We start from the raw sequence: 24,599 nt of genomic DNA, 5'->3' as shown, positions 1-24,599 counted from the left end.
TTTAGACGTGTTGAGCGGCCGAAGCCGTCAAAGGAATTTCTGAAGGGCCGCAATGACCGCGACGGCCGCCCCCACGATGGCGCCGATCTTCACGGCCGTGCGGAGTTCGAGTTCGCGGAGCGAAGATTCGAGGTCCTTCTTCAGCTCCGCGAGATCTGCCTTGGTTGCCGTATCGGCGAGGACCATGTCCCGAGCGAGTTCGGCATGAGCCACGGCTTGATCGCGCCCGACACCGACCTGTTCCAGCCGCTGCCTGAACTTGAGGGTATCGAACGCGTAAGTCATGGCCGCGAGATCACCCCACCGAGCCTTCCAGGCTGATCGAGATCAAGTTCTGGGCCTCGACGGCGAACTCCATCGGCAACTGCTGCAGCACGTCCCGGACGAAGCCGTTGACGATGAGGGCGGTCGCTTCCTCCTCGGAGAGGCCGCGCTGCTGGCAGTAGAACTTCTGATCCTCGGAGATCTTCGAGGTGGTGGCCTCGTGCTCGAACACCGCCGAGGCGTTCTTCGACTCGATGTAGGGCACGGTGTGCGCGCCGCACTGGTCGCCGATCAGCAGGGAGTCGCAGTTCGTGAAGTTCCGGGCGTTCGAGGCCTTGCGGTGGGCCGAGACCAAGCCGCGGTAGGTGTTCTGCGAACGGCCCGCCGAGATGCCCTTCGAGATGATCCGGCTCGTCGTGTTCTTGCCGAGGTGGATCATCTTGGTGCCGGAATCGACCTGCTGCATGCCGTTCGACACCGCGATCGAGTAGAACTCGCCGCGGGACTCGTCGCCGCGCAGGATGCAGGACGGGTACTTCCACGTGATCGCCGAGCCGGTCTCGACCTGCGTCCACGAAATCTTCGAGCGGGCGCCACGGCAATCGCCGCGCTTCGTCACGAAGTTGTAGATCCCGCCCTTTCCGTCGTTGTCGCCCGGGTACCAGTTCTGGACGGTCGAGTACTTGATCTCGGCGTCATCCAGGGCGACCAGCTCGACCACCGCGGCGTGGAGCTGGTTGTCGTCGCGCTTCGGGGCGGTGCAGCCCTCCAGATACGAGACGTAGGAGCCCTTGTCGGCGATGATCAGCGTGCGCTCGAACTGGCCGGTATCGCGCTCGTTGATGCGGAAATAGGTCGACAGCTCCATCGGGCAGCGGACGCCCGGCGGGATGTAGACGAACGACCCGTCGGAGAAGACCGCCGAATTGAGCGTCGCGAAGAAGTTGTCGGTCGCCGGCACGACGGAGCCGAGATACTTCTTTACCAGCTCCGGGTATTCCTGCACGGCCTCCGAAATCGGCATGAAGATCACGCCGGCCTTCGAGAGCTCCTTCTTGAAGGTCGTGGCCACCGAGACCGAATCGAACACGGCGTCGACCGCGACGCGGCGCTCCGGTGCGATGCCCTCCAGCACCTCGACCTCACGGAGGGGGATGCCAAGCTTCTCGTAGGTCTTCAGGATCTCCGGGTCGATCTCGTCGAGCGACATCGCGGCCGGGCGCTTGGGGGCCGCGTAGTAGTAGATGTCGTTGTAGTTGACCTTGTCGTAGGAAACCCGGGCCCATTCCGGCTCCTGCATGGTCAGCCAGCGCCGATAGGCGTCGAGGCGCCATTCCAGCAGCCAGGCCGGCTCGTTCTTCTTGGCCGAGATGAAGCGCACTACATCCTCGGAGATGCCCTTCTCGGACTTCTCCATCTCGATGGTGGTCTCGAACCCATACTTGTACTGGTCGAGGTCGATCGAGCGGACCCGGTCAATGGTTTCCTGCACGGCAGGCATATGCGTCTCCTAGGCATCTCCGGCGTCAAGGGCCGGGAAGCATCTGGCGGAAAGCGGGGGGACGGCGCTCAGGCCGCCTGTCCTCGCCGTCTATATAGGGTCTGCACGACCCGTTCGAAGGCGTCGAGGAAGCATGCCGCATCCGCGTCCACCGTGTTCCAGCCGAGGCTGACGCGCAGCGCCCCCCCGGCAAGATCCGCATCCACGCCCATCGCGGCGAGCGTCGCCGAGCGCGCGACCTTGCCCGACGAGCAGGCCGAGCCCGACGATACCGCCACGCCGGCGAGGTCGAGGGCGATCACGGACGCGGGCGCGTCGAGGCCCGGGACCGAGAAATTTAAGGTGTTGGGCAGGCGCGGGGCTCCGGCCGCGAAGATGACGGCATCGGGCGCCAAAGCCCGCACCCCGGCTTCGATCCGATCGCGCAGGTCGGTGAGCCGTGTGCTCTCTTCATCGAGCGCCGCGCGGGCGGCCCGGGCTGCCTCGCCCATGCCGACGATGGCCGGCAAACACTCGGTGCCGCAGCGCTGCCGACGTTCCTGGCCACCGCCGCGCAGGAAGGCGCTCTCAAGGCTGACGCCTTCGGCGAGCACCAGCGCGCCGACACCCTTCGGCGCCGCGAATTTGTGGCCCGACAGGGTCAGGGCGTCGAGGTCGAGCGCCTCCATGTCGAGGGGAACCTTGCCGACCGCCTGCACGGCGTCGCTGTGAACCAGCGTCCGGCCATGGGTCCGGGCCAATGCCACGACCTCGGAGAGCGGCTGCACGGCACCGGTCTCATTGTTCGCCGCATGGACCGAGAGCAGCACGCTCTCGTCCGTCAGCGCGGCGAGACCGCTTTCCAGGGCAGCGAGGTCGATGATGCCTTCCCGGGTCACCGGCAGCAGCTCCACCGCAGCCTCCGGGAACCGGTGGCCTGCGGCGACGCAAGGGTGCTCGGTCGCCGTGTGCAGCAGCCGTGTCGGCGCCGGCAGGCCGCGGCGGCGCAGATCGCCCGACAGGACCGCGTTCGCTGCCTCGGTCCCGCCGCTGGTGAACACGACCTGTTCGGGCCGGGCACCGACCAGAGCCGCGACTTCCGCACGGGCGGCCTCCAGAGCGGCCCGTGCGGCGCGCCCCTCGGCGTGGATCGAGGACGGATTACCCGGGAGCATCAGCGCGCGCGCCACCGCATCCGCGACGGTCGGGCGGGCCGGAGCAGTGGCGTTGTAATCGAGATAGGCGCGTGCCCGGCTCATCGGCGTTCCGTGCGATCCTTGTCTGCCGCGCGTCACAATTCCTTGCCTTCCGACCGGTCCGACGTGCTAAGGGCCGCCGATGGATCGAGGCCCGCCGACCGGCAGGATCGGCTCAGGCAGCCCGTGCGACACATCGAGCGGCCTTTTTAGAACAATTCTAATCGACTAGAACTGTTCTAAGAGTGCTTTTATGGTGCTCCCGCATTGAGTCAAGGCTGCCGGAGCTTGGCGCCACGCGGGCGAATGCGAGAGTGAGTAGCGAACCATGCCCGAAGTCATCTTCACCGGCCCCGCCGGTCGCCTGGAAGGCCGCTATCAGGCCCCCAAGAAGCGCGGCGCGCCTATCGCCATCATCCTGCACCCGCACCCGCAATTCGGGGGCACGATGAACAATCAGATTGTGTACAACCTTTTTTACACGTTCGCCAATCGTGGCTTCGCAGCCCTGCGCTTCAATTTCCGCGGGGTCGGCCGCAGCCAGGGCGCGTTCGATCACGGTTCGGGCGAGCTGTCTGATGCCGCCGCGGCCCTCGATTGGGTGCAGTCGGTCAATCCGGAGGCGAAGTCCTGCTGGATCGCGGGTGTCTCGTTCGGTTCGTGGATCGGCATGCAGCTGCTGATGCGCCGCCCCGAGATCGAGGGCTTCATCTCGATTGCCGCGATGGCGAATCGCTACGACTTCACCTTCCTGGCGCCCTGCCCGTCCTCCGGGCTGTTCGTGCACGGCTCGGAGGACCGCGTCGCGCCGGCCCGCGAGGTCATGCCGGTGATCGAGAAGGTGAAGGTGCAGAAGGGCGTCATCATCGAGCATCAGGTGGTCGACGGCGCCAACCACTTCTTCGACGGCAAGGTCGACGAACTGACCCAGACGGTGGACACCTACCTCGATAAGCGCCTCGGCAAGCGCGAGGAGGCAGCCTGACGCTGCGCCAACCCCGCGCCTTGACGGGGAGCGCCCCGGGGGAATACGGCGCGGGCATCGGAATCCACCACAGCTCCGCAGGTCTGATGTCAGAAAGCCCGTGCGACCAACCCGTGGTGCTCCTGGTCGAGGATGATGGTCTCCTGCTGATGGAGGCCGCGGACACCCTGGCGGATGCGGGCTTCACGGTCCTGGAGGCGAGCCACGCCGACAAGGCGCTGAAGGTGCTGGAGAACCGCGACGATGTCGGCGTCCTGATGACGGATGTCGACATGCCGCAGGGCTCGATGGACGGCTTCGCCCTCGCCCGGTTGGTCGCGCATCGCTGGCCGTCGATCCCCGTGCTGGTCGTGTCCGGCATGGGCACGCCCGGCCCGAACGACATGCCGGAGGGTGCCCGGTTCATCCCCAAGCCCTACGAGCCGACCACGCTGGTCCGCACACTGCGCGCCTTCATCCAGCGCGCGGCTTGACGCACCGGTCCGCCCGGGCTCACCGAGGCTCCGGGCCCCGAACCGCCGACCGAGAGCCATGACGGACAGCACGCGACAGCACCGTTTCGCCACGCGGGCCATCCACGCGGGCGCCGCGCCCGACCCCGCCACGGGTGCGCGGGTCCAGCCGATCTACTTCACGAACGGCTTCGTGTTCGACTCGACCGAGCAGGCCGCCGATATCTTCGCGGGCCGCCGCACCGGGTTCTCCTATTCACGCGGTTCGAACCCGACGGTGGCCGCGCTGGAGCGCCGCATCGCCGATCTGGAGGGCGCCAAGGCCGGGGTGGCGGTGTCCTCCGGACAATCCGCCATGCAGCTGGTCCTGATGACGCTGATGAAGAGCGGCGACGCCTATGTCGCGTCCCCGCGTCTGTTCGGTGGTTCCCTCGGCCTGATGCGGCGCCTCGACGGGCGCTACGACCTGAAGCCTCGCTTCGCCCGCGGCATGGCCCCGGAGGATTTCGAGGCGGCGATCACCCCCGACTGCCGGGCGATCTTCTGCGAATCGATCGTGAACCCGTGCGGCTCGGTGATGGACCTCGACGGGATCGCCGCGGTGGCCCGCCGCCACAGCCTGCCGCTCGTCGTGGACAATACCCTGGCGTCGCCGGCCCTGATCCGGCCGATCGAGCACGGCGCCGACATCGTTTGGCACTCCACCTCGAAGTTCCTGAGCGGATCCGGCCAGACCATCGGCGGCATGATCTGCGATGCCGGGACGTTCGATTGGACCAAGGCCGGCGGCTACAACCTGATCACCGAGCCCTGGCCGGATTACGACGACCTCGTGCTGACCGCGGCGTTTCCGGCGACGCCCTTCGCGGCGGCGTGCCGGTTCTTCGGCCTGCGCGACCTCGGCCCCGGCCTGTCGCCGATGAACGCGTTCCTGACGCTGATGGGCATCGAGACCCTGCCACTGCGCATGGAGCGGCACTGCGCCAACGCGCGGGCGGTGGCGGCCTTTCTCAAGGACCATCCGGCGGTGGATTGGGTGAGCTATCCGCTTCTGCCGGGGCAGCCCGGGGAGGAACTGGCGCGCCGCTACACGCCGGACGGGCCGGGCTCGATCTTCACCGTCGCGCTCAAGGGCGGCGAGCCGGCGGCGCTCGAACTCATCGCCGGGCTTGAACTGATCTCGCACCTCGTGAACATCGGCGAGATCAAGTCGCTGGCGATCCACCCCTCCTCGACCACGCACCGGCAGCTGCCGGAGCACGAGAAGGCCGCCGCGCAGGTCGGGCCTGAGACCGTGCGGCTGTCGATCGGACTGGAAAACGAGGCGGATCTGATCGCGGATCTTCAGCAGGCCCTAGATCGGCTGGGCTGAGCGGGGCGCTTTAGCGGTCACGTCGCAGGTAGGCGCGCAATTACCCCTTCCCCGCAGAGCTACGGGCTACACAGGTTTGATGTCTCGGCGGGCTCGTCCGTGGGCAATTTGAGGCGCAGGTCCCCTCTCCCGGGCGAGAGAGGGGGGGCCGTCGCGCTCTGTCATCAGATTGAAGCCCAAAACCTGTGCAGCCCGTAGCCCGCAGAGGGGGAGTGAGAACGCCGGGCGACCATTATCGCCTCAGCGTCGCCGCTCGAGGATCGACACGTAATTCGCCACCGCGGCCCCACCCATATTGAAGATCCCGGCGAGTTCTGCCCCGGGCACCTGCATCTCGCCGGCCTCGCCCATCAGTTGCAGGCAGGCCATCACGTGCATCGACACGCCGGTGGCGCCCACCGGGTGGCCCTTGGCCTTCAGCCCGCCGGACGGGTTGATCGGCAGCCGGCCGCCCTTTTCGGCCAGCCCCTCGCGCACCACGCGGAAACCCTCGCCCGGGGCGGCGAGGCCCATGGCCTCGTATTCGATCAGTTCGGCGATGGTGAAGCAGTCGTGGGTCTCCACGAAGGACAGGTCGTCGTTGCCGATGCCGGCCTGCGCCCGCGCCTTGTCCCAGGCCATCCGCGCGCCCTTGAACTCCGTCGGGTCGCGGCGGGAGAGCGGCAGGATGTCGTTGACGTGCGACCGGGCGCGGAAGCCGATCGCCCGTTCCAGCCCCTCGGCGGTCTCGGCATCGGCCACCACCAGGGCCGCCGCCCCATCGGAGATCAGCGAGCAATCGGTGCGCCGCAGCGGTGCGGCCACGTAGGGGTTCTTGTCCGAGACCCGGTTGCAGAACTCGAAGCCGAGATCCTTGCGCAACTGCGCATAGGGGTTGGCGACGCCGTTGCGGTGGTTCTTGGCGGCGATCCGGGCCAGCTCCTCGCTGCGGTCGCCGTAGCGCTGGAAGTACCCCGCCGCGATCCGCCCGAACACGCCTGCAAAGCCGCCCTCGATCTCGGCCTCCTCCTTCCGGTAGGAGGCACCCAGCAGGATGTCGCCGGTCTCGGCCACGGTCTTGGCGGTCATCTTCTCGGCGCCGATCACCAGGGCGACGCGGCCCCGGCCGCTATCCACGAAATCGAGCGCCGCGTAGAGCGCGGCCGAGCCGGTGGCGCAGGCATTCTCCAGATGGGTCGCCGGCGCGTGGGCGAGGCCCGGCCGGTTCACGGCGACGAGCGAGCCCTCAAAGCCCTGCTGCGAGAAGCCGGTGTTCATCGAGCCGACGTAGATGCCGTCGACCTGCGATTCCTCCACGCCGGCATGGGCCAGCGCCTCGCCGGAGACGCGGGCGATCAGCCCCTCGACATCCGGCTCCTCCAGCTTGCCGAAGGGGGTGTGGGCCCAGCCCACGATGCAGGCGCGCGTCATCCGGTGACCTCCCGATTCTTTGCCGGACGATGGGCCCGGCACGGCCGGCGATCAAGCCGGCCGCTCAGCCGTCGCTCCCCTGCCCCATCAGGAAGTCGAAGTCGCAACCCTCCGGCGCCTGCGTGACGGTACGGCGGTAGAGCGCCTTGTAGCCCCGGGTCGGGGCCGGCGGCGGCTGGTGGTTGGCGAGGCGCCGGGCGATCTCTGCGGGCTCGACCAGCAGGTCGATCCGCTTGTCCCGGATCGACAGCTTGATCCGGTCCCCGTCGCGCACCGCGGCCAGCGGGCCGCCGACGGCCGATTCGGGTGCGATGTGCAGCACGATCGACCCGAAGGCCGTGCCCGACATCCGCGCATCGGAGATGCGCACCATGTCCTTCACTCCCGCCCGGGCAAGCTTCTTCGGGATCGGCAGGTAGCCCGCCTCCGGCATCCCGGCCGCGTGCGGGCCGGCATTCTGGAGAACCAGCACGTCGCCAGGGTTTACGTCGAGATCCGGATCGTCGATTCGCCGGCTCAGGTCCTCCAGACCGGTGAACACAACCGCCCGGCCCTCGGATTCGAACAGCTCCGGGGTCGCGGCCGCGCGCTTGAAGATCGCGCCCTCGGGGGCGAGGTTGCCGGTCAGCGCCACCAGGCCGCCGACCGGCGAGACGGGATTGTCGAAGGCACGGATCACCCCCCGGTCGACCCAGCCGGCAGGTTCGTCGAGACGCTCGGCCAGCGTCCGGCCCTCGACGTCCACGGTGTCGAGGTGGAGGAGCGGGCGCAATTCGCGCAGCAGCGCGCCCATGCCGCCGGCCGCGTGGAAATCCTCCATGTAGCCCTCGCCCACGGGCTTCAGGTCGACCAGCACCGGGGTCTCGTCGGAGATCTGGTTGAAGCGCTCATATGGAACGCGGATGCCGAGCCGCCCGGCGATGGCCGTGAGGTGGACGATGGCGTTGGTCGAGCCCGAGACCGCCATCAGGACCCGAATCGCGTTCTCGACAGACTGGCGGGTGATGACCTGAGACGGCGCGATCCTTGTCTGGATCAACCGCACGGCGGCGCGGCCGGTCTCCTCGGCGGCGACCAGCCGGTCGGAATGCACCGCCGGTATCGCGGCCGTGCCCGGCAGCGACATGCCGAGTGCCTCCGCGATGCACGCCATGGTCGAGGCCGTGCCCATTACCGCGCAGGTGCCGGCGGTGACCGAGAGCCGACCCTCGACCTCGGCGATCTCTTCCGCGTCCACGGTACCGGCCCGGTATTTGGCCCAGAACCCCCGGCAATCCGTGCAGGCGCCGAGGCGCTGGCCCCTGTGGCGGCCGGTCGACATCGGGCCGGTGACGAGCTGGATCGCCGGCAGCCCCGCCGAGGCCGCGCCCATGAGCTGGGCCGGCACGGTCTTGTCGCAGCCGCCGATCAGCACGACCGCGTCCATCGGCTGGGCCTGGATCATCTCCTCCGTGTCCATGGCCATCAGGTTGCGGTACATCATGCTGGTTGGGTTGAGGAAAACCTCGCCGAGCGACACGGTCGGGAACGGCCGCGGCAGGGCGCCGGCCGCCAGCACGCCGCGGGAGACCGCCTCCACCAACTCGTCCATGCCCCGGTGGCAGTTGTTGAAGCCCGAGGGCGTCATGGCGATGCCGATCACCGGCTTGTTCAGAAGCCCGATCGAGATACCCATCGAGCGGGCGAAAGAGCGGCGCAGGTAGCGGGCGAAGTCGCGGTCGCCGTAATTGGTCAGTCCGCGGTCGAGCCCGTGCGGTTCGTCATGGTGGGCGTCATCGCTCATGGCTTCGGTCCCTGAAGGCAGGCACGCCGACGGTCAGCGCAGATGGAAGGCGATCCACGCGACCCCGGTGAGCACGATGGCGGTTAGCAACCACCGCGCGAAGATGCGAGAGCCCATTCTCATGCCGGGAAAAGCTCCGGATGCCGAAGGCGCAGCGCCAGCACGAGGGTCAGCGTCTTCAGATCGGTGAGTTCGGCCCGGTCGGCCCTGGCGGCCAGCTCCGCGAGCGGCATCTCGATGATCCGGATGTTCTCGTGCTCGCCCTCGGCCCCGCCGCCTTCTTCGGCCCGGTCTCCGCGGCCGTAGGCGGCGAGGTAGAGGTGGATCTTCTCGGTGGTCAAACTCGCGCAGGAATAGGCGGCGCCGACGAAGTCCAGGCCATGCAGGCGCAGGCCGACCTCTTCGAGGACCTCCCTGCGGGCATTCTCCTCCGGGCCGCCGTCGTCGATCAGGCCGGCCGGCGCCTCCAGCTGGACCTGCTCGCCGGACGCGAAAAGTGGCGGCACCCGTAGCTCGCGCACCAGCGTCGCGACCCGACGCTCGGGATCGTAGGGGAGGATCCCGACCGAATGTCCGTGATCCTCGATCGCCCGCTCCGCTACGGATCCGTCCTGCAGGCGCACCTGTGCGAGTCCGAACCGGTTCCAGCCCTCGTGAAGGAAGCGGATCGACAGGATCTCGGCCTTCATGATGCGCCCTCGCCCGCCGAACCGTCCCACGTCCGCTGTGCTTACACGAAGGCGTGTCCTCGGGTTCCGGGAACGCCCATGCTTCGAAGCCGGTTGGGTCGATCAGGCGTATGGCTACGCTTTTGAGGCGTCTTCCGGTCAGGATCGATGCGGCTAGGACCGATCAGCGGGCTCAAGGAGCAGTCGACGCGCGATGCCGTCGCGATCTGGGTGCTGCTCGCTCTGACCTACTTGGTCTTCGCCGGCTCCCTGAGCGTCAACGAAGGCATCGCCATGGTGGCTTGCGCGACCCTCGGCACGGCTTGGTGGTGGGTCGTGGCGCGGCACGGCGGCGTGCGCTTCCGGTTCGATCGCGCATCGCTTCGGCCCCTCGGCCCCGCCATCCTGGGCATGGCCCGGCAGACGTGGCGGGTCGGTCTCCATCTGGCGCGGGTGGTGCTCGGGCGCGCAGAGGGTGGTGCGACGCAGGAGCGAAGCGCCGCCACGATCGCGTGGGCGCGGCCGGAGGGGGAGACGGCATCCGCGACGCGGGCTGTCGGGCTGCTCGCCGCCTCGCTCGCGCCGGACAGCTACGTGCTGACCCTCGACCGCGCGCACGGGACGGTGACGACGCACGCCCTGGAGCGTGAGGCGCCATGAACATCTGGACGGCCGCCATCCTGGCGTTGCTGCCGCCGCTGATCCTCGCGGCGGTGCTGGCGTGGCGCGGAACGCCCGGCCAGCGCTTCGCCGCCTACCAGCTCGCCGGCAGCGTGACGGTCCTGATCCTGACGTTGATGGCCTTCGCCACCGATCAGGCCTCGATCACCGACCTCGCCCTCACCCTGGTCCTGCTCAATCTGCCCGGCACGATGCTGCTCGCGGTCTTCCTGGAGCGCTGGATATGAGCCTCGCAATCGGCGTGCTGCTCGCCCTCGTGGTGGCGGTGACGTGGATCGCCGCGCTGGCCCTGTGGCGCCTGCCCCGGGCCCTCGACCGGATGCACGCCCTCGCCTTCCTCAACGTCGCCGCCTCCGTCCTCGTCACCGTGGCGGCCTTCCTGTCCGACGGGATCTCCGGGCGTTCGCTCAAGATCCTGGTGATGATGGTGGTGTTCTTAGGCTGGGCCGCGGTGCTGTCGCACGTGTCCGGCCGGGCCCTGCTGATGCGCGAGGGGCGCTCGGCATGAGGTTGGCCCGATGAGCGTGATCCTGCCGCTGCTGTTCCTGCTCACGGCGATCTCCGGCAGCGCCGTGGTGCTGGTGCGCGATCCGATCCGGCAGGTTTTCGCCATCGCGATCAACGGGCTGGTGCTGACGATCCTGTTCGACGCCCTTCAGGCCCCCGATGTCGCCCTGTCGGAACTGGCGGTGGGCTCGGCCGCGGTTCCGCTCCTCTTCCTCGTGGCGCTGATGGCGGTGCGCACGCAGCCGCCCGGGGCGGAACCGTGAGCCCGCGCATCCGCGTCGCGCTGCTCGCCCTGTCGGGCCTGATCCTGCTGCCCTGCGCCGCCTCGGTGATCGCGGGGCTGCCGGCCTTCGGATCCAAGATCGCGCTGTACGGCGAGCGCATCAACGCGATCACCCCGGAGGCGCGGCACGTCGCCAACATGGTGAGCGCGATCAACTTCGACCTGCGCGGCCTCGACACGCTGGGCGAGGAATTCATGTTGCTCGCCGCCATCACCGGCACGGTGGTGCTGCTGCGTGGCCACCGCGGCGAGGGCATCACCGGGCGCGCCATGCGCCGGCCCGGCCGCGCCGTGATCCCGCGCTCGGAGGCGACGGTGCTGGCCTGCCGGATCGCCGGGCCGCTCACCGGCCTGTTCGGCCTCTACGTGGTGCTGCACGCCACCGTCACCCCCGGCGGCGGCTTCCAGGGCGGCGTGATCCTCGCCTCGGGGACCCTGCTGATCTACCTCGGCGAGGGCTATTCCGGTTGGCGCGACGCCATCCACAGCCACTGGCTCGACGCGCTGGAGGGCGGGGGCGCGCTCCTGTTCGCCTTGTGCGGGCTCGTGCCGATGCTGACCGGCGCCGCGTTCATGCAGAACATCCTGCCGCTCGGCACGCTGCGCGACCTGTTCTCCGGCGGCCTGATGCTGGTCGAGAACCTCGGCGTCGCGATGGCGGTGACGGGCGGGTTCACGCAGCTCTTCCTGGAATTCATGGAGGAGACCCGTGAGGCCGAGGAACCCGACGAGCCCGGGGAGGAATCCGCGTGAGTGTTCTGCCATACGCGGTCGCCGCGTGGCTGTTCGGCATCGGCCTCTACGGCATCGCCACGAGTCGCAACTTCATCCACCTCGTCGGCTGCCTCGGGGTCTGCCAGTCGGCGACCTATGTGCTGCTGCTGGGGCTCGGCTATCGCTGGGGCAGCATCGCGCCGATTTTTTATGATCACCCGCCGGGTACCCCCGCGGTCGATCCCGTGATGCAGGCGCTGGTTCTCACCGACATCGTGGTCGGCGCGACGCTGACCGCCCTGCTCCTCGTCCTGACGGTCCAGGCCTACAAGCGCGGCGGCAGCCTGGACCCGGAAAAGCTCCGGCCGATGCGGGCAGGCGGCAAGTCCGGCCAGTGCCAGGATTCGAGCCAAGTCTCCGACGGTGGGCGCCAAGCCTCGTGACGCTCGCTCCCGCCGCCCTCCTGCCGCTCCCGGTCGCCATCCCGCTCGTGGTCTGCGCCACGCTGCTGGCGACCGCGCACCTGCTGCCGGGCCGCATCCCCGACATCCTGGCGCTGATCGCAGCCCTTGCCGTAGCGGCGCTCTCCGCCGTGATCGCCGTCCACGCCGCCGACGGCCCCCTCGTCTACTGGTTCGGCGGCTGGGAGCCGCGCGACGGCGTCCATCTCGGGATCGGCTTCTCGGTCGATGCGGCGAGCGGCTGGATCGCGGCCTTCATCGGGCTGCTCTACGCCTTGACCTTCGTGTTCGCCTGGGGCTTCTTCGACCGCACCCACGGGCACTTCCACATCCTGATGCTGCTGTTCCTGGCCGCCATGGTCGGGTTCTGCTTCACCCGGGACATGTTCAACCTGTTCGTATGGTTCGAGGTGATGAGCGTCGCGGCCTTCGCGCTCACGGCCTATCACCTCGCGGAATCGTCGCTCGCGGGAGCCATCAACTTCACGGTGGTCAACAGCCTCGCGGGCTTCCTGATGCTCGGCGGCATCGGGTTGATCTACGCGCAGACCGGGACGCTCGATTACGACGGCATGGCGGCTTCCATCGCCCAGGGCGGCCGCAGCCCCGTGGTGGCGGGGGCCTTCTGCCTCGTGGCGGCGGCCCTGATGATCAAGGGATCGATTGTTCCGTTCCAGTTCTGGCTCGCCGACGCCCATGCGGTGGCGCCGAGCCCGGTTTCGGTGATCTTCTCCGGCTCGATGGTCTCGCTCGGGCTGTTCGGCCTCGCGAAGGTGAGCGCCGTCGTGTTCGGGGGCTCCGATCAGGTCCAGGGTGCCCTGCCGGTGCTGCTGATCGGGCTGGGCAGCGCCACGGCCCTGCTCGGCGGCTGGATGGCCCTGCTGCAACGCCACCTCAAGCGGATGCTCGCCTTCTCGACGATCTCGCATGCCGGGATCATGCTGACCGGCCTCGGCGCGCTCTCGGCCGGCGGCACCGGCGGGATGCTGGTCTACGTGGTCGGCCACGGGCTGGTGAAGGGCGCCCTGTTCATGATCGCCGGCATCCTGCTCGCCACGCAGGCGAGCATCGACGAGATCGCCCTGCGCGGCCTCGGCCGCGGGATCTGGCCGGCCGGGATCGCCATGGGGCTGGCCGGCCTCCTGCTCTGCGGCCTGCCCATCGGGATTCTCGACCAGGGCACTCGCCTCGTCCAGGGGGCGCTGTCGCAGAAGGGGCACGGGATCGCGCTCGCCGCCACCGCGATCGGCGCCGCGCTGACCGGGGCGGCGGTGCTGCGGGCGGCGGGTCGCATCTTCCTCGGGCTCGGGCCCGATCCCGGCGACGAGGCCGGTGCGCCGAGTGCGGATGAGCGCGAGAAAGCCAACCGGCCCCTCTGGCTGATGCTGGCCCCGTGCTGCGCGCTGCTGGCGGTCGACGTCGCGCTCCCGGCGGGCCCGATCGCGCACGCCCTCCCCCGGGCCGTCTCGGCCTTCATGCACCGGCCGGAAGCCGGAATGCTGGCTGAGGGGCCGGGCTGGCTGCCGTGGGTCTCGGTGGCGGCGGCCCTGGCGGGGGCCGGTTACGGGCTGTTCCGAAAGCGCTTGCCGGCCTTCGTGGTCTGGCCGGTGAGCGCCACACAGTCGGCGCCGACGCGCGCGCTGGAGATCCTGCATAGCGGGTTGATCGGCGATTATGCGGTCTGGCTCGCCGTCGGCGTGGCGGTGATCGCGGCGGTGCTGGCGATGGTATGAGCGACCCGATCGTCGTTTTCGGTCACTGCGAATCCGAACGACACCGCCGCTCTGCACCGTCAGTCGTCAGGATGCCCCGGATAAAGCGCTCCGCCGATCACGTGTTTGCGCAGAGCTGCATCAGCCTCGTGCACAGAGGTTGCGCCGACGCCGCGACCGTGAGCCCCTGCGTGCGCAGGGTCAGGTCCGGCGCCTCCGGTATTTCGTAGGGCGCCGACACGCCGGTGAAGGCGGAGATCTCTCCGGTCCGCGCCCGCGCGTACAGCCCCTTCGGATCGCGGATCTCACACACCGCGACGGATGTATCGACGTAGACCTCCAAGAATGGCAGGTCTCCGGCGATCTCCCGCGCGCGCGCGGTCTGTCCGGAACGGCGAGATCAGCGACACGATGACCACGAGCCCGGCCTCCGCCATCAGCCGCGCGACTTCGGCGGTCCGGCGCACGTTCTCGGCTCGGTCTGCGGCGCTGAATCCGAGATCGCTGCACAGTCCGTGGCGCAGATTGTCCCCGTCGAGCACGCAGACATGCCGTCCATGCGCCGCCAGTTCCCGGTCCACCGCATCACTGATCGTGGTCTTGCCAGAGCCCGGTAAGCCGGTCAGCCAAGCGATCGCCGGCCGCTGGCCAAGCTGCGCCCAGCGCGCCTCACGCGGCGCGTAGGTTTGCCATCGGATAGTCTTACTCAATCTCGCCTCAAGTCTGCTCGATCCCGAGCGAGGGTCCGTACGCATGCCCACCAACTCCGGGCATCGGAGCGCCGTCAGGAATCGATGTGGTCCGGGTGGGGAGGGAGGATCGCGCGGGCAAACCCGACGCGGCGGAGCGGCCGGGTCAGACGCCAGCTCCACGAGGACGCGATCCCGTTCTGGAAGGCCGCCGCCCATTGATGGAGGCCGGCATGGGCGTCGCGGTGGCGCCGGATCTCCGCCTCGGCTTCGGCGATCGCCGCTGCGTACCGCATGCCCTGCGCCTCGAGGTCCCGGCGTGCAGCGTCTGCGTCTCTGGCGTGCCGTTCGGCCTCCGCGACGGCTTCGTCCCGCGCCTGCACGGCGGCGTCGCGCTGCGCGCGCCGTGACTCGCTGTCCCGGCGAAGAGCTTGTGCGTCTCTGGCGTGCCGTGCGGCCTCCGCAATGGCCTCGTGCCGGGCCAGCACAGCGGCGCCGTGCTGCGCGCGCCATGACTCGCTGTCCCGGCGTGCGGCTTCTGTTTCTCTGGCGTGCCGTTCGGCCTCCGCGACGGCCTCGTCCCGCGCCTGCACGGCGGCGTCGTGCTGCGCGCGCCATGACTCGCTGTCCCGGCGTGCGGCTTCTGCGTCTCTGGCGTGCCGTTCGGCCTCCGCGACGGCCTCGTCCCGCGCCTGCACGGCGGCGTCGTGCTGCGCGCGCCATGACTCGCTCTCCTGGCGAGCCGTTTGGACCTCAATCCGCGCTTGGTCCAAGGATGTGCGAAGGACGTCCAATTCAGCGGCTTGCTGTTCCCGTTCGGTCCCAAGTGCCCGGATGCGCTCCCCCCCTGCGGTCTGAGCGGACCTGTGGTCCTCTGCTGCCTTTACTCGTCCCTCGAATGGGAGAATCTGCTGGAAGGCAGTAAACTGCTCGACAAATCGGGCAATGGCGGCGTGAGTCGCGGACGTCTTTTCCGATTGGCTCAGCAACTCATAGAAATAACGCAGCGCCGGTTGCTGGGTGCTCTTCGGGGTCAGCCCGTCGTGGCGGAGTGACCTATCGATCCGCGTCTCGAGGGACTGCGCGATCGAGGCTCGATCCACGTCGACCACGTCGGAAAGGAAGGCGAGGAGACGATCCAACGTCCGGTCCGGGTCCGTGAACCACGCATCGTACACGATGGTGCAGGGCTCGGTGCGTAGGTTGCGCCAGCAATCCGCATTGTAGACCGCCCAGCGATACTCGCCGGTCGCAAGGGGGAGGCCGTCGCGGTCGTTCAGCGAGCGTGCCACCTGCGATGGGCTTCGCACGCAGAACACGAATCGCGGATCCAGATTCAGGGCGCGGAAAATCGGTGTCCAGAGCGGGAGGAGGCGTGCCGTCCTCGGATCCTTGAAACCGAACGGATGCCCCGGCCGCATCCGTGTCCGGATGAAGTCTTCGAGTTCACGTTGAATGGCGCGAACTGCGGGCTGCGCCCACCAGCCGCTCGGCAAGGGAAAGTCATGGGTCCCGGACCAGTAATCGCGCCCGAGGAGCCGTAGGACACGATCGTGGAACTCGACAATTTCCCAGCGTTCCCAGTGTCCCGCCTGGTTGTTTGGGTGTTGCCCGACATCGTCGGCCATATCCAGGCCCAAGAGACTGAGCACCTGCGAGCACAACGAGGTTCCGCTGCGATGCATGCCCAGTACGATCACGATCGGCGTTCGGACAGGATCGTGCCGGCTGACGGACGGACTCAGAGAATGATCGCTCCGCGTCACAAGCATGGATTCGTAATTCTCGCTTTCACGATTTGTTGATGAGCCGCGCGTGGTCGTTAAAACATTCCGATCTTTGAGTCCATCGAGGAAGTATTGAAGATATAGAAATAACAACTGCTCCCATTTTTCAATTGTAAGTCATTTTTACAATCTAGATTGGGGGATAATTGCACACTATATCTATAAATTAAATCTTTTTCCCGCCGCGTTACTTGATAAAATTGAGTGTAGTAATTTTCTTATTTATGAAAAAATCGTTTCGAAGGGCGCATCTATGCATAAGCTCAAAATATTCCGCGGCATATCCCGCCTATTCGAGTTCTTTCTGCTGAGAACCGCGGCACTGCGAGCCTGAGTTTGGCCTGTTATCTCGGCGATTTTCACCGAGACGCGATGGAACCGCCCCCCTTCCAATTGCCGAGGCCGGATCGATTGAGGGCAATGCCATAGCGCACTATTTTTCCCCTCATCCGGCCCAACCGGAACCGGACGGCGCCCGCACCTCAGCGGATGTCGGATCAAGGAGGAGACATGGACGCGCAAGCGACCGGGGATCCCGGAGGCGGCAACGCCTGGGGACCTCACAACACGGTGACGGTGGTGGATCCGTCGCCGGTCAACTGGCTATCGATCACCTGGAACACGATGGAAGAGGCCAATCGCGTCGATCACGACGGGATCGGCCAGCCGAGCCTCGCGGAATCCTGGCGGTGGCTCGACGGCGAGACCCTCGAACTCAAGATGCGCGATGCCGTCTATCAGGATGGCGAGCCGTACAACGCCGCGATGTTCAAGCTCGGCTTCGACAAGGTGCAGGAATGGACCAACCCGCATCCGCCGGGCGCCTTCCTGAACTTCGCCCGGGACGTCACCTGCGAGGCGGTGGATGATCGGACCATCCGCATGCGCTTCCCCGGCGGCGATTCCGCGGCTCTGATGAAGCTGCGCGGCATGCACCTGCCGTCGACGCGCTTCTGGAACGAATGGGGCTTCATCGACCCGAAGACGGGATCGGCCGAAGGCCATTGGTGAGTCATCGACGCGCCCGGTCCGTGGGGGACTGGCCCGTTCGTGCTTACCGAGGGTGTCTCGCTGATCGACTCCCGCTCCGATCGTGTCGTGATGGAGCCCAACCCGACCTACTGGAACCCGGAGCGCAAGCCGACGGTCCGGATCGTCTACGACAACGGCATCGGTAAGGATGAGGGCATCAAGTCCGTGGCGTCCGGTGACGGCCGTGTGGACGTGGTGTTCGACCTGACGCCCGCGGAGGCCAAAACCTTTCCGCAGAGCGACAAGGGCAGGATCCAGACGAAGAAGGCCAAGACGATCCTCACCGGCGTCTTCAACGAGACCAAGCCCGATTCCGTCTGGCGCGATCCCGCCGTGCGGCAGGCCCTCAACCGCGCCATCGATCGGCAGTTCGTGCTCGACCAGGGCGCGCACGGCTACGGCACGGTGATCCCGGCCTTCATCCAGCCCGGCCGCTACGGGGCCGATCCTGGCATGAGCCCGATCCCGCACGATCCGGAGGCCGCACGCGCGGTTCTGGAGAAGGCGGGCCTCGGTGGACGGGAGATCATGATCGTCGCCTCGCCGAGCTGGCAGGGCGTGGTCGCGGCGATCGGGCAATGCCTGTCCAAGATCGGCCTCTCGGCGCGCTTCGTCAGCGATCGCGGCGCCCTGCCGGAGGATTTCGACGTCAAGATCGAATGGTATTTCGATTGGACGCCGCAATATCCGGTCGCCTGCGTGCACCGCGAGTTCTTCGGTAAGGACGCGACCCTGCGCCAGGGTCCGGAGGATCCGGAGTTCGACGCCCTCTACGAGAAGCTCCTGCACACGCCGGCAGAGCGGACGGAGGAGGTCGTTCGGGAGGTGGAACGGTACATCCAGGACAGGTCCAAGGCCCTGTTCCTGTATTCACCGTTCACGCTGTTCGCGGTCTCCGACCGGGTGGCGTTCACGGCCTACGACACCTGCATGTCCGAACTCGCCGAGACCCGCATCAAGGGCTGACAACACAACCAACCGGCGCGGAGTGATCCGCGCCGGTTCTCAATCGGATTGAACACGCGCGGGCCGCATGATCGTCGCGACAGCGGGGCATATCGATCACGGCAAGACCGCGCTGGTGAAGGCGCTCACCGGTATCGATGCCGACCGGCTGCCCGAGGAGAAGGCCCGGGGCATCACCCTTGATCTCGGCTTCGCCTACGCGCCGGAGGGCGGGCTCCTCAAAACGCCGATCGGCTTCGTCGACGTTCCGGGTCACGAGCGCTTGGTACGCACCATGGTGGCGGGCGCCACCGGCGTCGCCTGTGCGCTGCTCGCGGTCGCGGCCGACGACGGGATCATGCCGCAGACCCGCGAGCACGTCGCGATCCTCGACCTCCTGGGGTTGAGCCGCGGGGTCGTGGCGATCACCAAGACCGACCGGGCGGACCCGGCGCGCATCGCCGCCGTGACCGCGGAGATCGGCACGTTGCTCGCCGAAACCGGGCTCGCCGCTGCGCCGATCCTGCCCTGCTCGGCCCTGACAGGAGCCGGGATCGCCGACCTCGCCCGCCATCTCGAAGCCCTGGGTTACGCCGGCGAGACCGATGTCGCCGCACGCGGATTTCGCCTCGCCGTCGATCGCCACTTCACGGTGCCGGGGGCGGGCCTCGTGGTGACCGGCGCCGTGCATGCCGGCACGGTTCGCGTGGGCGACCGGCTGCTGATCTCCCCCGGCGGATACGAGGCGCGGGTCCGCGCGATCCGCGTCCGCGACGGCGAAGCCGGCTCGGCGCAGGCCGGGGAACGCTGCGCCCTCAACCTGACCGGCCCAAGACTCACGCGGGAGGCGGTCGGCCGCGGCCACTGGATCCTGGTGCCGGACCTTCACGGGCCGACCGTTCGCCTCGACGTGGCGCTGCGTCTCCTGCCCGGCTCAGCGCGGCCGTTGCGGCATCACGCGCCCGTCCACGTGCATCTCGGCGCCGCCGCGGCCACCGGCCGGGTGCTGCTGGAGGCCCATGGCGCAGTATCCCCCGGTGCGGCAGCCCACGCGATCCTCACGCTGGATGCGGGGCTCGGCGCGCTGGCCGGCGACCGCTTCATCCTGCGCGACATCTCGGCGACACGCACCCTTGGCGGTGGCCGGGTCATCGACATCGATGGGCCGCGCCGCGGCGCCTGGGCTCCCGGACGGCGTGCCGTCGTGGAGGCGCTCGATCGGGCGGACGATCGCCGGGCGCTGGAGTGCCTGCTCGCCGCGTCGGAAACCGGCATCGGCCTCGGCCGCTTCGCTCGCTTGCGCAACCTGCCGCCCGAGACGGGAGAGGCCCTGGCGGCGGACCTCGGCGCGGTCGTGATCAAGGCCGGCGCGGCGCGGCTGGCCTTCTCCGGGGCGCGGGTCGCGGCACTGGTCCTGCGCGTGCTGGCCGAACTCGACCGGGCTCATGCCGATGCACCCGACAATCCCGGCCTGCTGGTCGAAGAAATCACCGGTGCGATGCCGGACCCGGACCGGCCGGTCCTCGCAACGGCCCTCGACCGGCTTCTGCGGGATGGCCTAATCGCGCGCAGCGGCCGTCTGTTCCACCGTTCGGGCCACATCGCACGCCTGCAACCGGCCGACGCCGCGCTCTACGCTGCGATCCGGGCCGTTCTGGACGCGGCCGGGCGCGATCAGCCCCGGCTCGCGCTCCTCGCCGAACGGCTCGGGCGCGATCCGGATGTCTTGCGCCCGCTCCTCGACAAGATCGGCCGCATCGGCTGGCTCCACCGGATTTCGAAGAGCTACTACATCCCGCCGGTAATCCTCACCGACCTTGCGCGGATCGCCCGGGACGTGGCGGCGCAGCATCCGGAGGGACTTCTGACCGTGGGGCAGTTCCGCGAGGCCGCCGGCATCGGGCGGAATCTCACGATGCCGCTCCTCGAATTCTTCGACGCGCGGGGGTTCACGCTCCGCATCCCAGAGGGACGGCGTATCCGGGCGGACTGGAGCGCGGTGGAGAACGAGGAGTTGGTGGTGCCGCAAGAGGGATTCGAACCCCCGACCCCCTCATTACGAATGAGGTGCTCTACCAGCTGAGCTATTGCGGCCCGGGCCCCAACGGAGGCCATGCCCGGCGCGCGATCGAGCGCTTCGGACGTGGCAGGCTCATAGCGGCCCGCCCTGCTTTAGGCAAGGCCGGAGCCGTGCCGGATCGCGATCACGCGTCGGATTGGGCGGTCAGCTCGTCGCGCAGGAAGGCCGTCACCGCGGACCGGTCCACGCCCGGCGCGATGAAGCTCTGGCCGATTCCGCGGGCGAGGATGAAGATCAGTGCGCCGTCCCGCACCTTCTTGTCCTGCGCCATCGCGTCCACGATCGCCTCGGCGCCGCCGCACCCGCCCGGGACCGCCTGTAGGCGGGTCGGCAGGCCCGCGAGCGCCAGATGGTTGGCGACGCGGCCGGCCTCCTGGCCGGCACACAGGCCGAGCCGGGCCGAGAAGCGGAACGCCAGCGCGAGACCGATCGCGACGCCCTCGCCATGGACCAGTCGCGCCGAATCGTAGCCGGTCAGGCGTTCAAGGGCATGCCCGAAGGTGTGGCCGAGATTGAGCAGGGCGCGCTCGCCATCCTCCCGCTCGTCGCGGGTCACGACCGCAGCCTTGGCGCGGCAGCAGGCCGCCACGGCCGCCTCGCGCTCCGGTCCACCGGCGAAAATGCCCCGCCAGTTCGCCTCGCACCAATCGAAGAAGCCCGAATCGGCGATCAGCCCGTACTTGGCGACCTCGGCGTAGCCGGCGCGCATCTCGCGCTCCGACAGGGTGTCGAGGGTCGCGGTATCGGCCAGCACGAGGCGGGGCTGATGGAAGGCGCCGATCAGGTTCTTGCCGAGGGGCGCGTTGATGCCGGTCTTGCCGCCGACCGAGGAATCGACCTGCGCGAGCAGGCTGGTGGGCACCTGCACGAAGCGCACGCCCCGCCGCAGGGTTGCGGCGGCGAACCCCGCGAGGTCGCCGACCACGCCGCCGCCGAGCGCCACCACGAGGTCCCCACGCTCCACCTTGAGGCCGAGCAGCCCGTCGCAGACCGCGGCGTAGCCCGCGTAGGATTTCGAGCCTTCGCCGGGCGCCACCGTCACCACGCCCGTCTGCAGGCCGGCCCGCTCCAGGCTCTCCCGCAGGCGGCCGGCATAGAGCGCCCCGACCGTCTCGTCCGTGACGATCGCGGCCCGGCGACCGCCGAGTGCGGCCACCGCCTCGCCCGCCGTATCGATCAGGCCGCGCCCGATCCGGATGTCGTAGGCACGGCCGCCGTCGAGGGGGACGTGGACGGTCAGCGGTTCGGGGCGGGGCGTGGGCTCGGTCACGGTCAATGAATTCCTACTGCGCGGCGAGCGAGATCGAGCGCTCGCCACTGAGATGCGCGTCCAGCGCCTCCAGCACGTCCTGCACGACCCGGTCGTGCGAGACCTCCCGCGAGATCACCATCACGTCGGCCGCGGCGTAGACAGGGTGGCGGACCGCCATCAGCTCGCGCATCGTCGCCTCGGGGTCCTCGGTCTGGAGGAGCGGTCGGTTGCCCCGCTTGCGCACCCGCCGCATCAGGACGTCGAGGTCGGCCTTGAGCCAGACCGAGATCGCCGATTCCGTGATGCGCAGGCGGGTGGCCTCACGCAGATAGGCGCCGCCGCCAGTGGCCAGCACCAGGGGCCCGGCCCGCAACAGGCGCGAGATCACGCGCTCCTCGCCGTCGCGAAAGCTCGGCTCGCCGTAGATGGCGAAGATGTCGGGGATGGTCAGACCGGCCGCCGCCTCGATCTCGATGTCGGCGTCCTTGAAGATCAGACCCAGGCGGCTCGCGAGGCGCCGGCCGACGGTGCTCTTTCCGGCTCCCATCAACCCCACGAGCACGATCGAGCGCAGGCCGAGCGCGCGGCGCAGCCGCGCCTCGATCGGTTCGCCACCCTCCGCCTCGCCCACCGACTCCTGCATCACCCCGTGTACCGCCGCTTCCAACATCCGTCGCACCGCTTCGATTCGGTGCCCCCTTGGCCGCACCGGGCGCACGGCGCCGGGCGATCCTCCATCCTGCGGCAGGCTCTTAGCGCGATTCAAGCGGCCAGCGAAACGCATCGCTGTGTCGTTGTGGGCCTTGTCAGCGCCTTGTTCGCATGGTCGAAACCGGGCACCCGCGTCGGTTGGGAAAAGCCGCCGCCCGTTTTCCCCCGCCGACCGTATCGTCTGCCCGAGGTTCGACCGACGTGCCGACCCTGTTCCGTTTCTTCGCCACCCTTGCGATCCTGGCGGGTCTCGTCTTCGCGGCGATGTTCGCGCTCGCGACCTTCATTCAGCCGACGCCGCGGGAGATGAGCGTGGCCATCCCCGCCTCGAAGCTGCAGCCCGGCAACCGTTGAGCGCGACGGAGGACGGCGGCGGCGACGGGGCGTCCAGCACCGAGGTCGCCGATTATCTCGACATGCTGGCCGCCGAGCGCGGTGCCAGCGCCAACACCCTGGCCGCCTATCGGCGCGACCTGGATGATTATCTGGCCTACCTCGTCCGTTCGGGGATCGCCCGCGATGCCGTGAATGCCGGGACGCTGCGCGCCTTCCTGGTCGATCTGGAGACGCGCGGTCTCAAGGCCTCGTCGGCGGCGCGGCGCCTGTCCTGCGTGCGCGGTTTCCACAAGTTCCTGTACGCAGAGGGTCTCGCCGAGGTCGACCCGAGCGTCGCGGTCTCGGGACCGCGCCAGGGCCGCACGCTGCCCAAGATCCTGTCGGTGGTCGAGGTCGACCGCCTCCTGGCCGTCGCGCAGGCGGCTGCCGACGCCGAACAGGCGCCCGGCCCGGCCCGGCGGTCGCGCCGGATGATGTGCCTGCTCGAACTCCTCTACGCCACGGGCCTGCGCGTATCCGAACTCGTTTCCCTGCCCCGGGCTGCGGGGGCGAGCCGCGAGCGATACCTGATCGTCAAGGGCAAGGGCGGACGCGAGCGCCTCGTGCCGCTCACCGACGCGGCCCGCGCCGCCATGACGGTCCATCTTTCGGCGGTGCCGGAGGAAAGCCCGTGGCTCTTCCCCGCCGACAGCGACAGCGGCCATCTGACCCGGCAGGCCTTCGCCCGCGACCTGAAGGCCGCAGCTTTGGCGGCCGGATTGCGGCCGGACCGCGTGAGCCCGCACGTGCTGCGCCACGCCTTCGCCAGTCATCTGCTGCAGAACGGGGCCGATCTGCGCATCGTCCAGGAATTGCTCGGCCACGCCGATATCTCGACCACCCAGATCTACACCCACGTGCTCGATGAGCGCCTGAAGGCGATGGTCCGGGATCTGCACCCGTTGATGGACGGCTGACGGACTGTCGCGGAACGGCCGGTCACAAGGGCGTTTACGGGAAGCCCAGACGGCGTCGGGGGCGTTTCAGCGTCGGCAACCATGTCCTGTCGCAATGACGCGGCGCGTGCCCTGACGCTTGCGACGATTGTTCTTGTATGCCGAACTGCCTAAATGTGACGGATCGCCATACCGGTACGCGAGCCAGACTTTACCAGAGAGAGATCAATCCATGCCAGGCCCGACTGCTCTGCAGAGCGGCGCTGTGCCGAACCAGTCGGATCATGCAACCGTCGACCCGTCGACGCAGCAGGAGCGGCAGCGGCTCGACAACCAGCTGTGCTTTGCGGTCTACGCCGCCGCACACGCCTTCGGCCGCGCCTATCGCAACCTCCTCGGCCGCTACGAGCTGACTTATCCACAATATCTCGTGCTGCTGGTGCTGTGGGAACAGGACGGCCTGTCGGTCAAGGAGATCGGCAACCGCCTGTTCCTCGATTCCGGCACGCTGACCCCGTTGCTGAAGCGCCTCGAAGCGTCGGGCCGCGTGCGTCGGGCCCGGGACCGGGTCGATGAGCGGCAGGTCAGCATCTTCCTGACACCGGCCGGCGCCAAGCTGCGCGACGTCCTCGCCTGCATCCCCGACGATGCCGGCGGCTTGACCGGCCTCGATACGGAGGGCCGGAAGGCCTTGCTTCACGATCTTGTGACGCTGCGGATGGGCCTGCAGGCCGGCATCATCGCGGATTAGAGCGCTCCCTGCCGCCCGCGCACCGGTTCGGCTCGAGAGGGCGTATCGCGACCAGGGTGCACAGCGGCGCACGATGGCGGCGCGATCGGGTACGGACTTCAACGGTCCCGAAA

Annotated in this window: 22 protein-coding genes, 1 tRNA gene and 3 pseudogenes; 15 read left to right on the top strand and 11 right to left on the bottom strand. The window is 68.5% G+C overall.

Features of this window, described 5'->3' with window-relative positions; all coding sequences use genetic code 11:
* Window positions 1-27: 27 nt before the first annotated feature.
* The 3 genes from OXS27_RS07970 to OXS27_RS07960 form a co-directional block, all read right to left on the bottom strand.
* A complete protein-coding gene (locus OXS27_RS07970) occupies window positions 28-285 on the bottom strand; it encodes a hypothetical protein (protein ID WP_267355419.1) in 258 nt (85 codons plus the stop codon).
* A 10-nt stretch (window positions 286-295) separates the two neighbouring features.
* Window positions 296-1,765 carry a Fe-S cluster assembly protein SufB gene (gene sufB, locus OXS27_RS07965; protein ID WP_267355417.1) on the bottom strand — a complete coding sequence of 490 codons (1,470 nt, stop codon included), beginning with the start codon at window positions 1,763-1,765 and terminating at the stop codon, window positions 296-298.
* Window positions 1,766-1,833: 68 nt separating this feature from the next.
* Complete coding sequence (locus tag OXS27_RS07960) at window positions 1,834-3,003, bottom strand: cysteine desulfurase family protein (protein WP_267355416.1); 1,170 nt, start codon at window positions 3,001-3,003, stop codon at window positions 1,834-1,836.
* Window positions 3,004-3,268: 265 nt separating this feature from the next.
* On the opposite strand from OXS27_RS07960, the gene OXS27_RS07955 reads away from it, so the two are divergent.
* From OXS27_RS07955 to OXS27_RS07945, 3 genes are all read left to right on the top strand, one after another.
* A complete protein-coding gene (locus OXS27_RS07955) occupies window positions 3,269-3,925 on the top strand; it encodes an alpha/beta hydrolase (RefSeq protein ID WP_243927070.1) in 657 nt (218 codons plus the stop codon).
* Between the two features lie 86 nt (window positions 3,926-4,011).
* The gene (locus OXS27_RS07950; protein WP_243927068.1) at window positions 4,012-4,398 is read left to right on the top strand and encodes a response regulator; all 387 of its coding nucleotides are present in this window, start codon (window positions 4,012-4,014) and stop codon (window positions 4,396-4,398) included.
* Window positions 4,399-4,456: 58 nt separating this feature from the next.
* Window positions 4,457-5,749, top strand: a complete 1,293-nt coding sequence (locus OXS27_RS07945; RefSeq protein ID WP_267355415.1) for an O-acetylhomoserine aminocarboxypropyltransferase/cysteine synthase family protein — start codon at window positions 4,457-4,459, stop codon at window positions 5,747-5,749.
* A 240-nt stretch (window positions 5,750-5,989) separates the two neighbouring features.
* Here the strand turns inward: OXS27_RS07945 and OXS27_RS07940 are convergent, their stop codons facing one another.
* The 3 genes from OXS27_RS07940 to OXS27_RS07930 all read right to left on the bottom strand — a co-directional run bounded on the left by OXS27_RS07940 (window position 5,990) and on the right by OXS27_RS07930 (window position 9,631).
* Window positions 5,990-7,159 (bottom strand): acetyl-CoA acetyltransferase, encoded by a 1,170-nt coding sequence (locus OXS27_RS07940; protein ID WP_267355414.1) that lies wholly within the window; start codon window positions 7,157-7,159, stop codon window positions 5,990-5,992.
* A gap of 64 nt (window positions 7,160-7,223) precedes the next feature.
* A complete protein-coding gene (locus tag OXS27_RS07935; protein ID WP_267355413.1) occupies window positions 7,224-8,942 on the bottom strand; it encodes an IlvD/Edd family dehydratase in 1,719 nt (572 codons plus the stop codon).
* Between the two features lie 119 nt (window positions 8,943-9,061).
* Window positions 9,062-9,631 carry an NUDIX hydrolase gene (locus OXS27_RS07930; RefSeq protein ID WP_267355412.1) on the bottom strand — a complete coding sequence of 190 codons (570 nt, stop codon included), beginning with the start codon at window positions 9,629-9,631 and terminating at the stop codon, window positions 9,062-9,064.
* Window positions 9,632-9,778: 147 nt separating this feature from the next.
* Here OXS27_RS07930 and OXS27_RS07925 point away from each other — a divergent pair, with 147 nt between their 5' ends.
* From OXS27_RS07925 to OXS27_RS07895, 7 genes are read left to right on the top strand one after another with little or no spacing between them, the layout of a single operon-like run.
* On the top strand, window positions 9,779-10,270 hold the full coding sequence (locus OXS27_RS07925; RefSeq protein WP_267355411.1) for a hypothetical protein: 492 nt from the start codon (window positions 9,779-9,781) through the stop codon (window positions 10,268-10,270).
* Entirely contained in the window at window positions 10,267-10,518 is a 252-nt protein-coding gene (locus tag OXS27_RS07920; protein WP_267355410.1) for a monovalent cation/H+ antiporter complex subunit F, read from the top strand. Before OXS27_RS07925 ends, OXS27_RS07920 begins: the two co-directional genes overlap by 4 nt.
* A complete protein-coding gene (locus tag OXS27_RS07915; RefSeq protein WP_267355409.1) occupies window positions 10,515-10,799 on the top strand; it encodes a monovalent cation/H(+) antiporter subunit G in 285 nt (94 codons plus the stop codon). Before OXS27_RS07920 ends, OXS27_RS07915 begins: the two co-directional genes overlap by 4 nt.
* Before the next feature lie 10 nt (window positions 10,800-10,809).
* A complete protein-coding gene (locus OXS27_RS07910; RefSeq protein ID WP_243927054.1) occupies window positions 10,810-11,061 on the top strand; it encodes a DUF4040 domain-containing protein in 252 nt (83 codons plus the stop codon).
* A complete protein-coding gene (locus OXS27_RS07905; protein ID WP_267355408.1) occupies window positions 11,058-11,834 on the top strand; it encodes an MnhB domain-containing protein in 777 nt (258 codons plus the stop codon). Before OXS27_RS07910 ends, OXS27_RS07905 begins: the two co-directional genes overlap by 4 nt.
* Window positions 11,831-12,238, top strand: coding sequence for a sodium:proton antiporter (locus tag OXS27_RS07900; protein ID WP_267355407.1), 408 nt, complete (start codon window positions 11,831-11,833; stop codon window positions 12,236-12,238). The genes OXS27_RS07905 and OXS27_RS07900 overlap by 4 nt, the downstream gene beginning before the upstream one ends.
* Window positions 12,235-13,989: a proton-conducting transporter membrane subunit gene (locus OXS27_RS07895; protein WP_267355406.1), complete on the top strand. Its 1,755-nt coding sequence runs from the start codon at window positions 12,235-12,237 to the stop codon at window positions 13,987-13,989. Before OXS27_RS07900 ends, OXS27_RS07895 begins: the two co-directional genes overlap by 4 nt.
* 97 nt (window positions 13,990-14,086) lie before the next feature.
* On the opposite strand, the pseudogene cysC reads toward OXS27_RS07895, so the two are convergent.
* Window positions 14,087-14,729 (bottom strand): annotated as a pseudogene (gene cysC, locus OXS27_RS07890) (adenylyl-sulfate kinase).
* A gap of 23 nt (window positions 14,730-14,752) precedes the next feature.
* Complete coding sequence (locus tag OXS27_RS07885; RefSeq protein WP_267355405.1) at window positions 14,753-16,357, bottom strand: hypothetical protein; 1,605 nt, start codon at window positions 16,355-16,357, stop codon at window positions 14,753-14,755.
* Window positions 16,358-16,933: 576 nt separating this feature from the next.
* On the opposite strand from OXS27_RS07885, the pseudogene OXS27_RS07880 reads away from it, so the two are divergent.
* Window positions 16,934-18,442: pseudogene (locus OXS27_RS07880) on the top strand (ABC transporter substrate-binding protein).
* 67 nt (window positions 18,443-18,509) lie between these two features.
* Window positions 18,510-20,387 (top strand): annotated as a pseudogene (gene selB / locus OXS27_RS07875) (selenocysteine-specific translation elongation factor); the annotation flags it as partial.
* Between the two features lie 52 nt (window positions 20,388-20,439).
* Here selB and OXS27_RS07870 read toward each other — a convergent pair.
* The 3 genes from OXS27_RS07870 to OXS27_RS07860 form a co-directional block, all read right to left on the bottom strand.
* Window positions 20,440-20,515, bottom strand: a tRNA-Thr gene (locus tag OXS27_RS07870).
* 110 nt (window positions 20,516-20,625) lie between these two features.
* The gene (gene aroB, locus OXS27_RS07865; RefSeq protein ID WP_267355404.1) at window positions 20,626-21,771 is read right to left on the bottom strand and encodes a 3-dehydroquinate synthase; all 1,146 of its coding nucleotides are present in this window, start codon (window positions 21,769-21,771) and stop codon (window positions 20,626-20,628) included.
* Between the two features lie 13 nt (window positions 21,772-21,784).
* The gene (locus tag OXS27_RS07860) at window positions 21,785-22,396 is read right to left on the bottom strand and encodes a shikimate kinase (RefSeq protein WP_243927223.1); all 612 of its coding nucleotides are present in this window, start codon (window positions 22,394-22,396) and stop codon (window positions 21,785-21,787) included.
* A gap of 269 nt (window positions 22,397-22,665) precedes the next feature.
* Between OXS27_RS07860 and OXS27_RS07855 the strand changes: the two genes are divergently transcribed.
* The 3 genes from OXS27_RS07855 (at window position 22,666) to OXS27_RS07845 (ending at window position 24,486) form a co-directional block, all read left to right on the top strand.
* A complete protein-coding gene (locus OXS27_RS07855; RefSeq protein ID WP_243927040.1) occupies window positions 22,666-22,818 on the top strand; it encodes a histidine kinase in 153 nt (50 codons plus the stop codon).
* The gene (locus OXS27_RS07850) at window positions 22,815-23,756 is read left to right on the top strand and encodes a site-specific tyrosine recombinase XerD (protein ID WP_267355403.1); all 942 of its coding nucleotides are present in this window, start codon (window positions 22,815-22,817) and stop codon (window positions 23,754-23,756) included. Before OXS27_RS07855 ends, OXS27_RS07850 begins: the two co-directional genes overlap by 4 nt.
* A 211-nt stretch (window positions 23,757-23,967) precedes the next feature.
* The gene (locus OXS27_RS07845) at window positions 23,968-24,486 is read left to right on the top strand and encodes a MarR family transcriptional regulator (protein ID WP_243927038.1); all 519 of its coding nucleotides are present in this window, start codon (window positions 23,968-23,970) and stop codon (window positions 24,484-24,486) included.
* Window positions 24,487-24,599 lie beyond the last annotated feature (113 nt).

Source organism: Methylobacterium sp. GC_Met_3, from assembly GCF_026540775.1.
In the GTDB taxonomy this organism is placed as follows: domain Bacteria; phylum Pseudomonadota; class Alphaproteobacteria; order Rhizobiales; family Beijerinckiaceae; genus Methylobacterium.
Note: the sequence above shows the minus strand (reverse complement) of the source record. Positions and strands in the feature narration are given on the sequence as shown.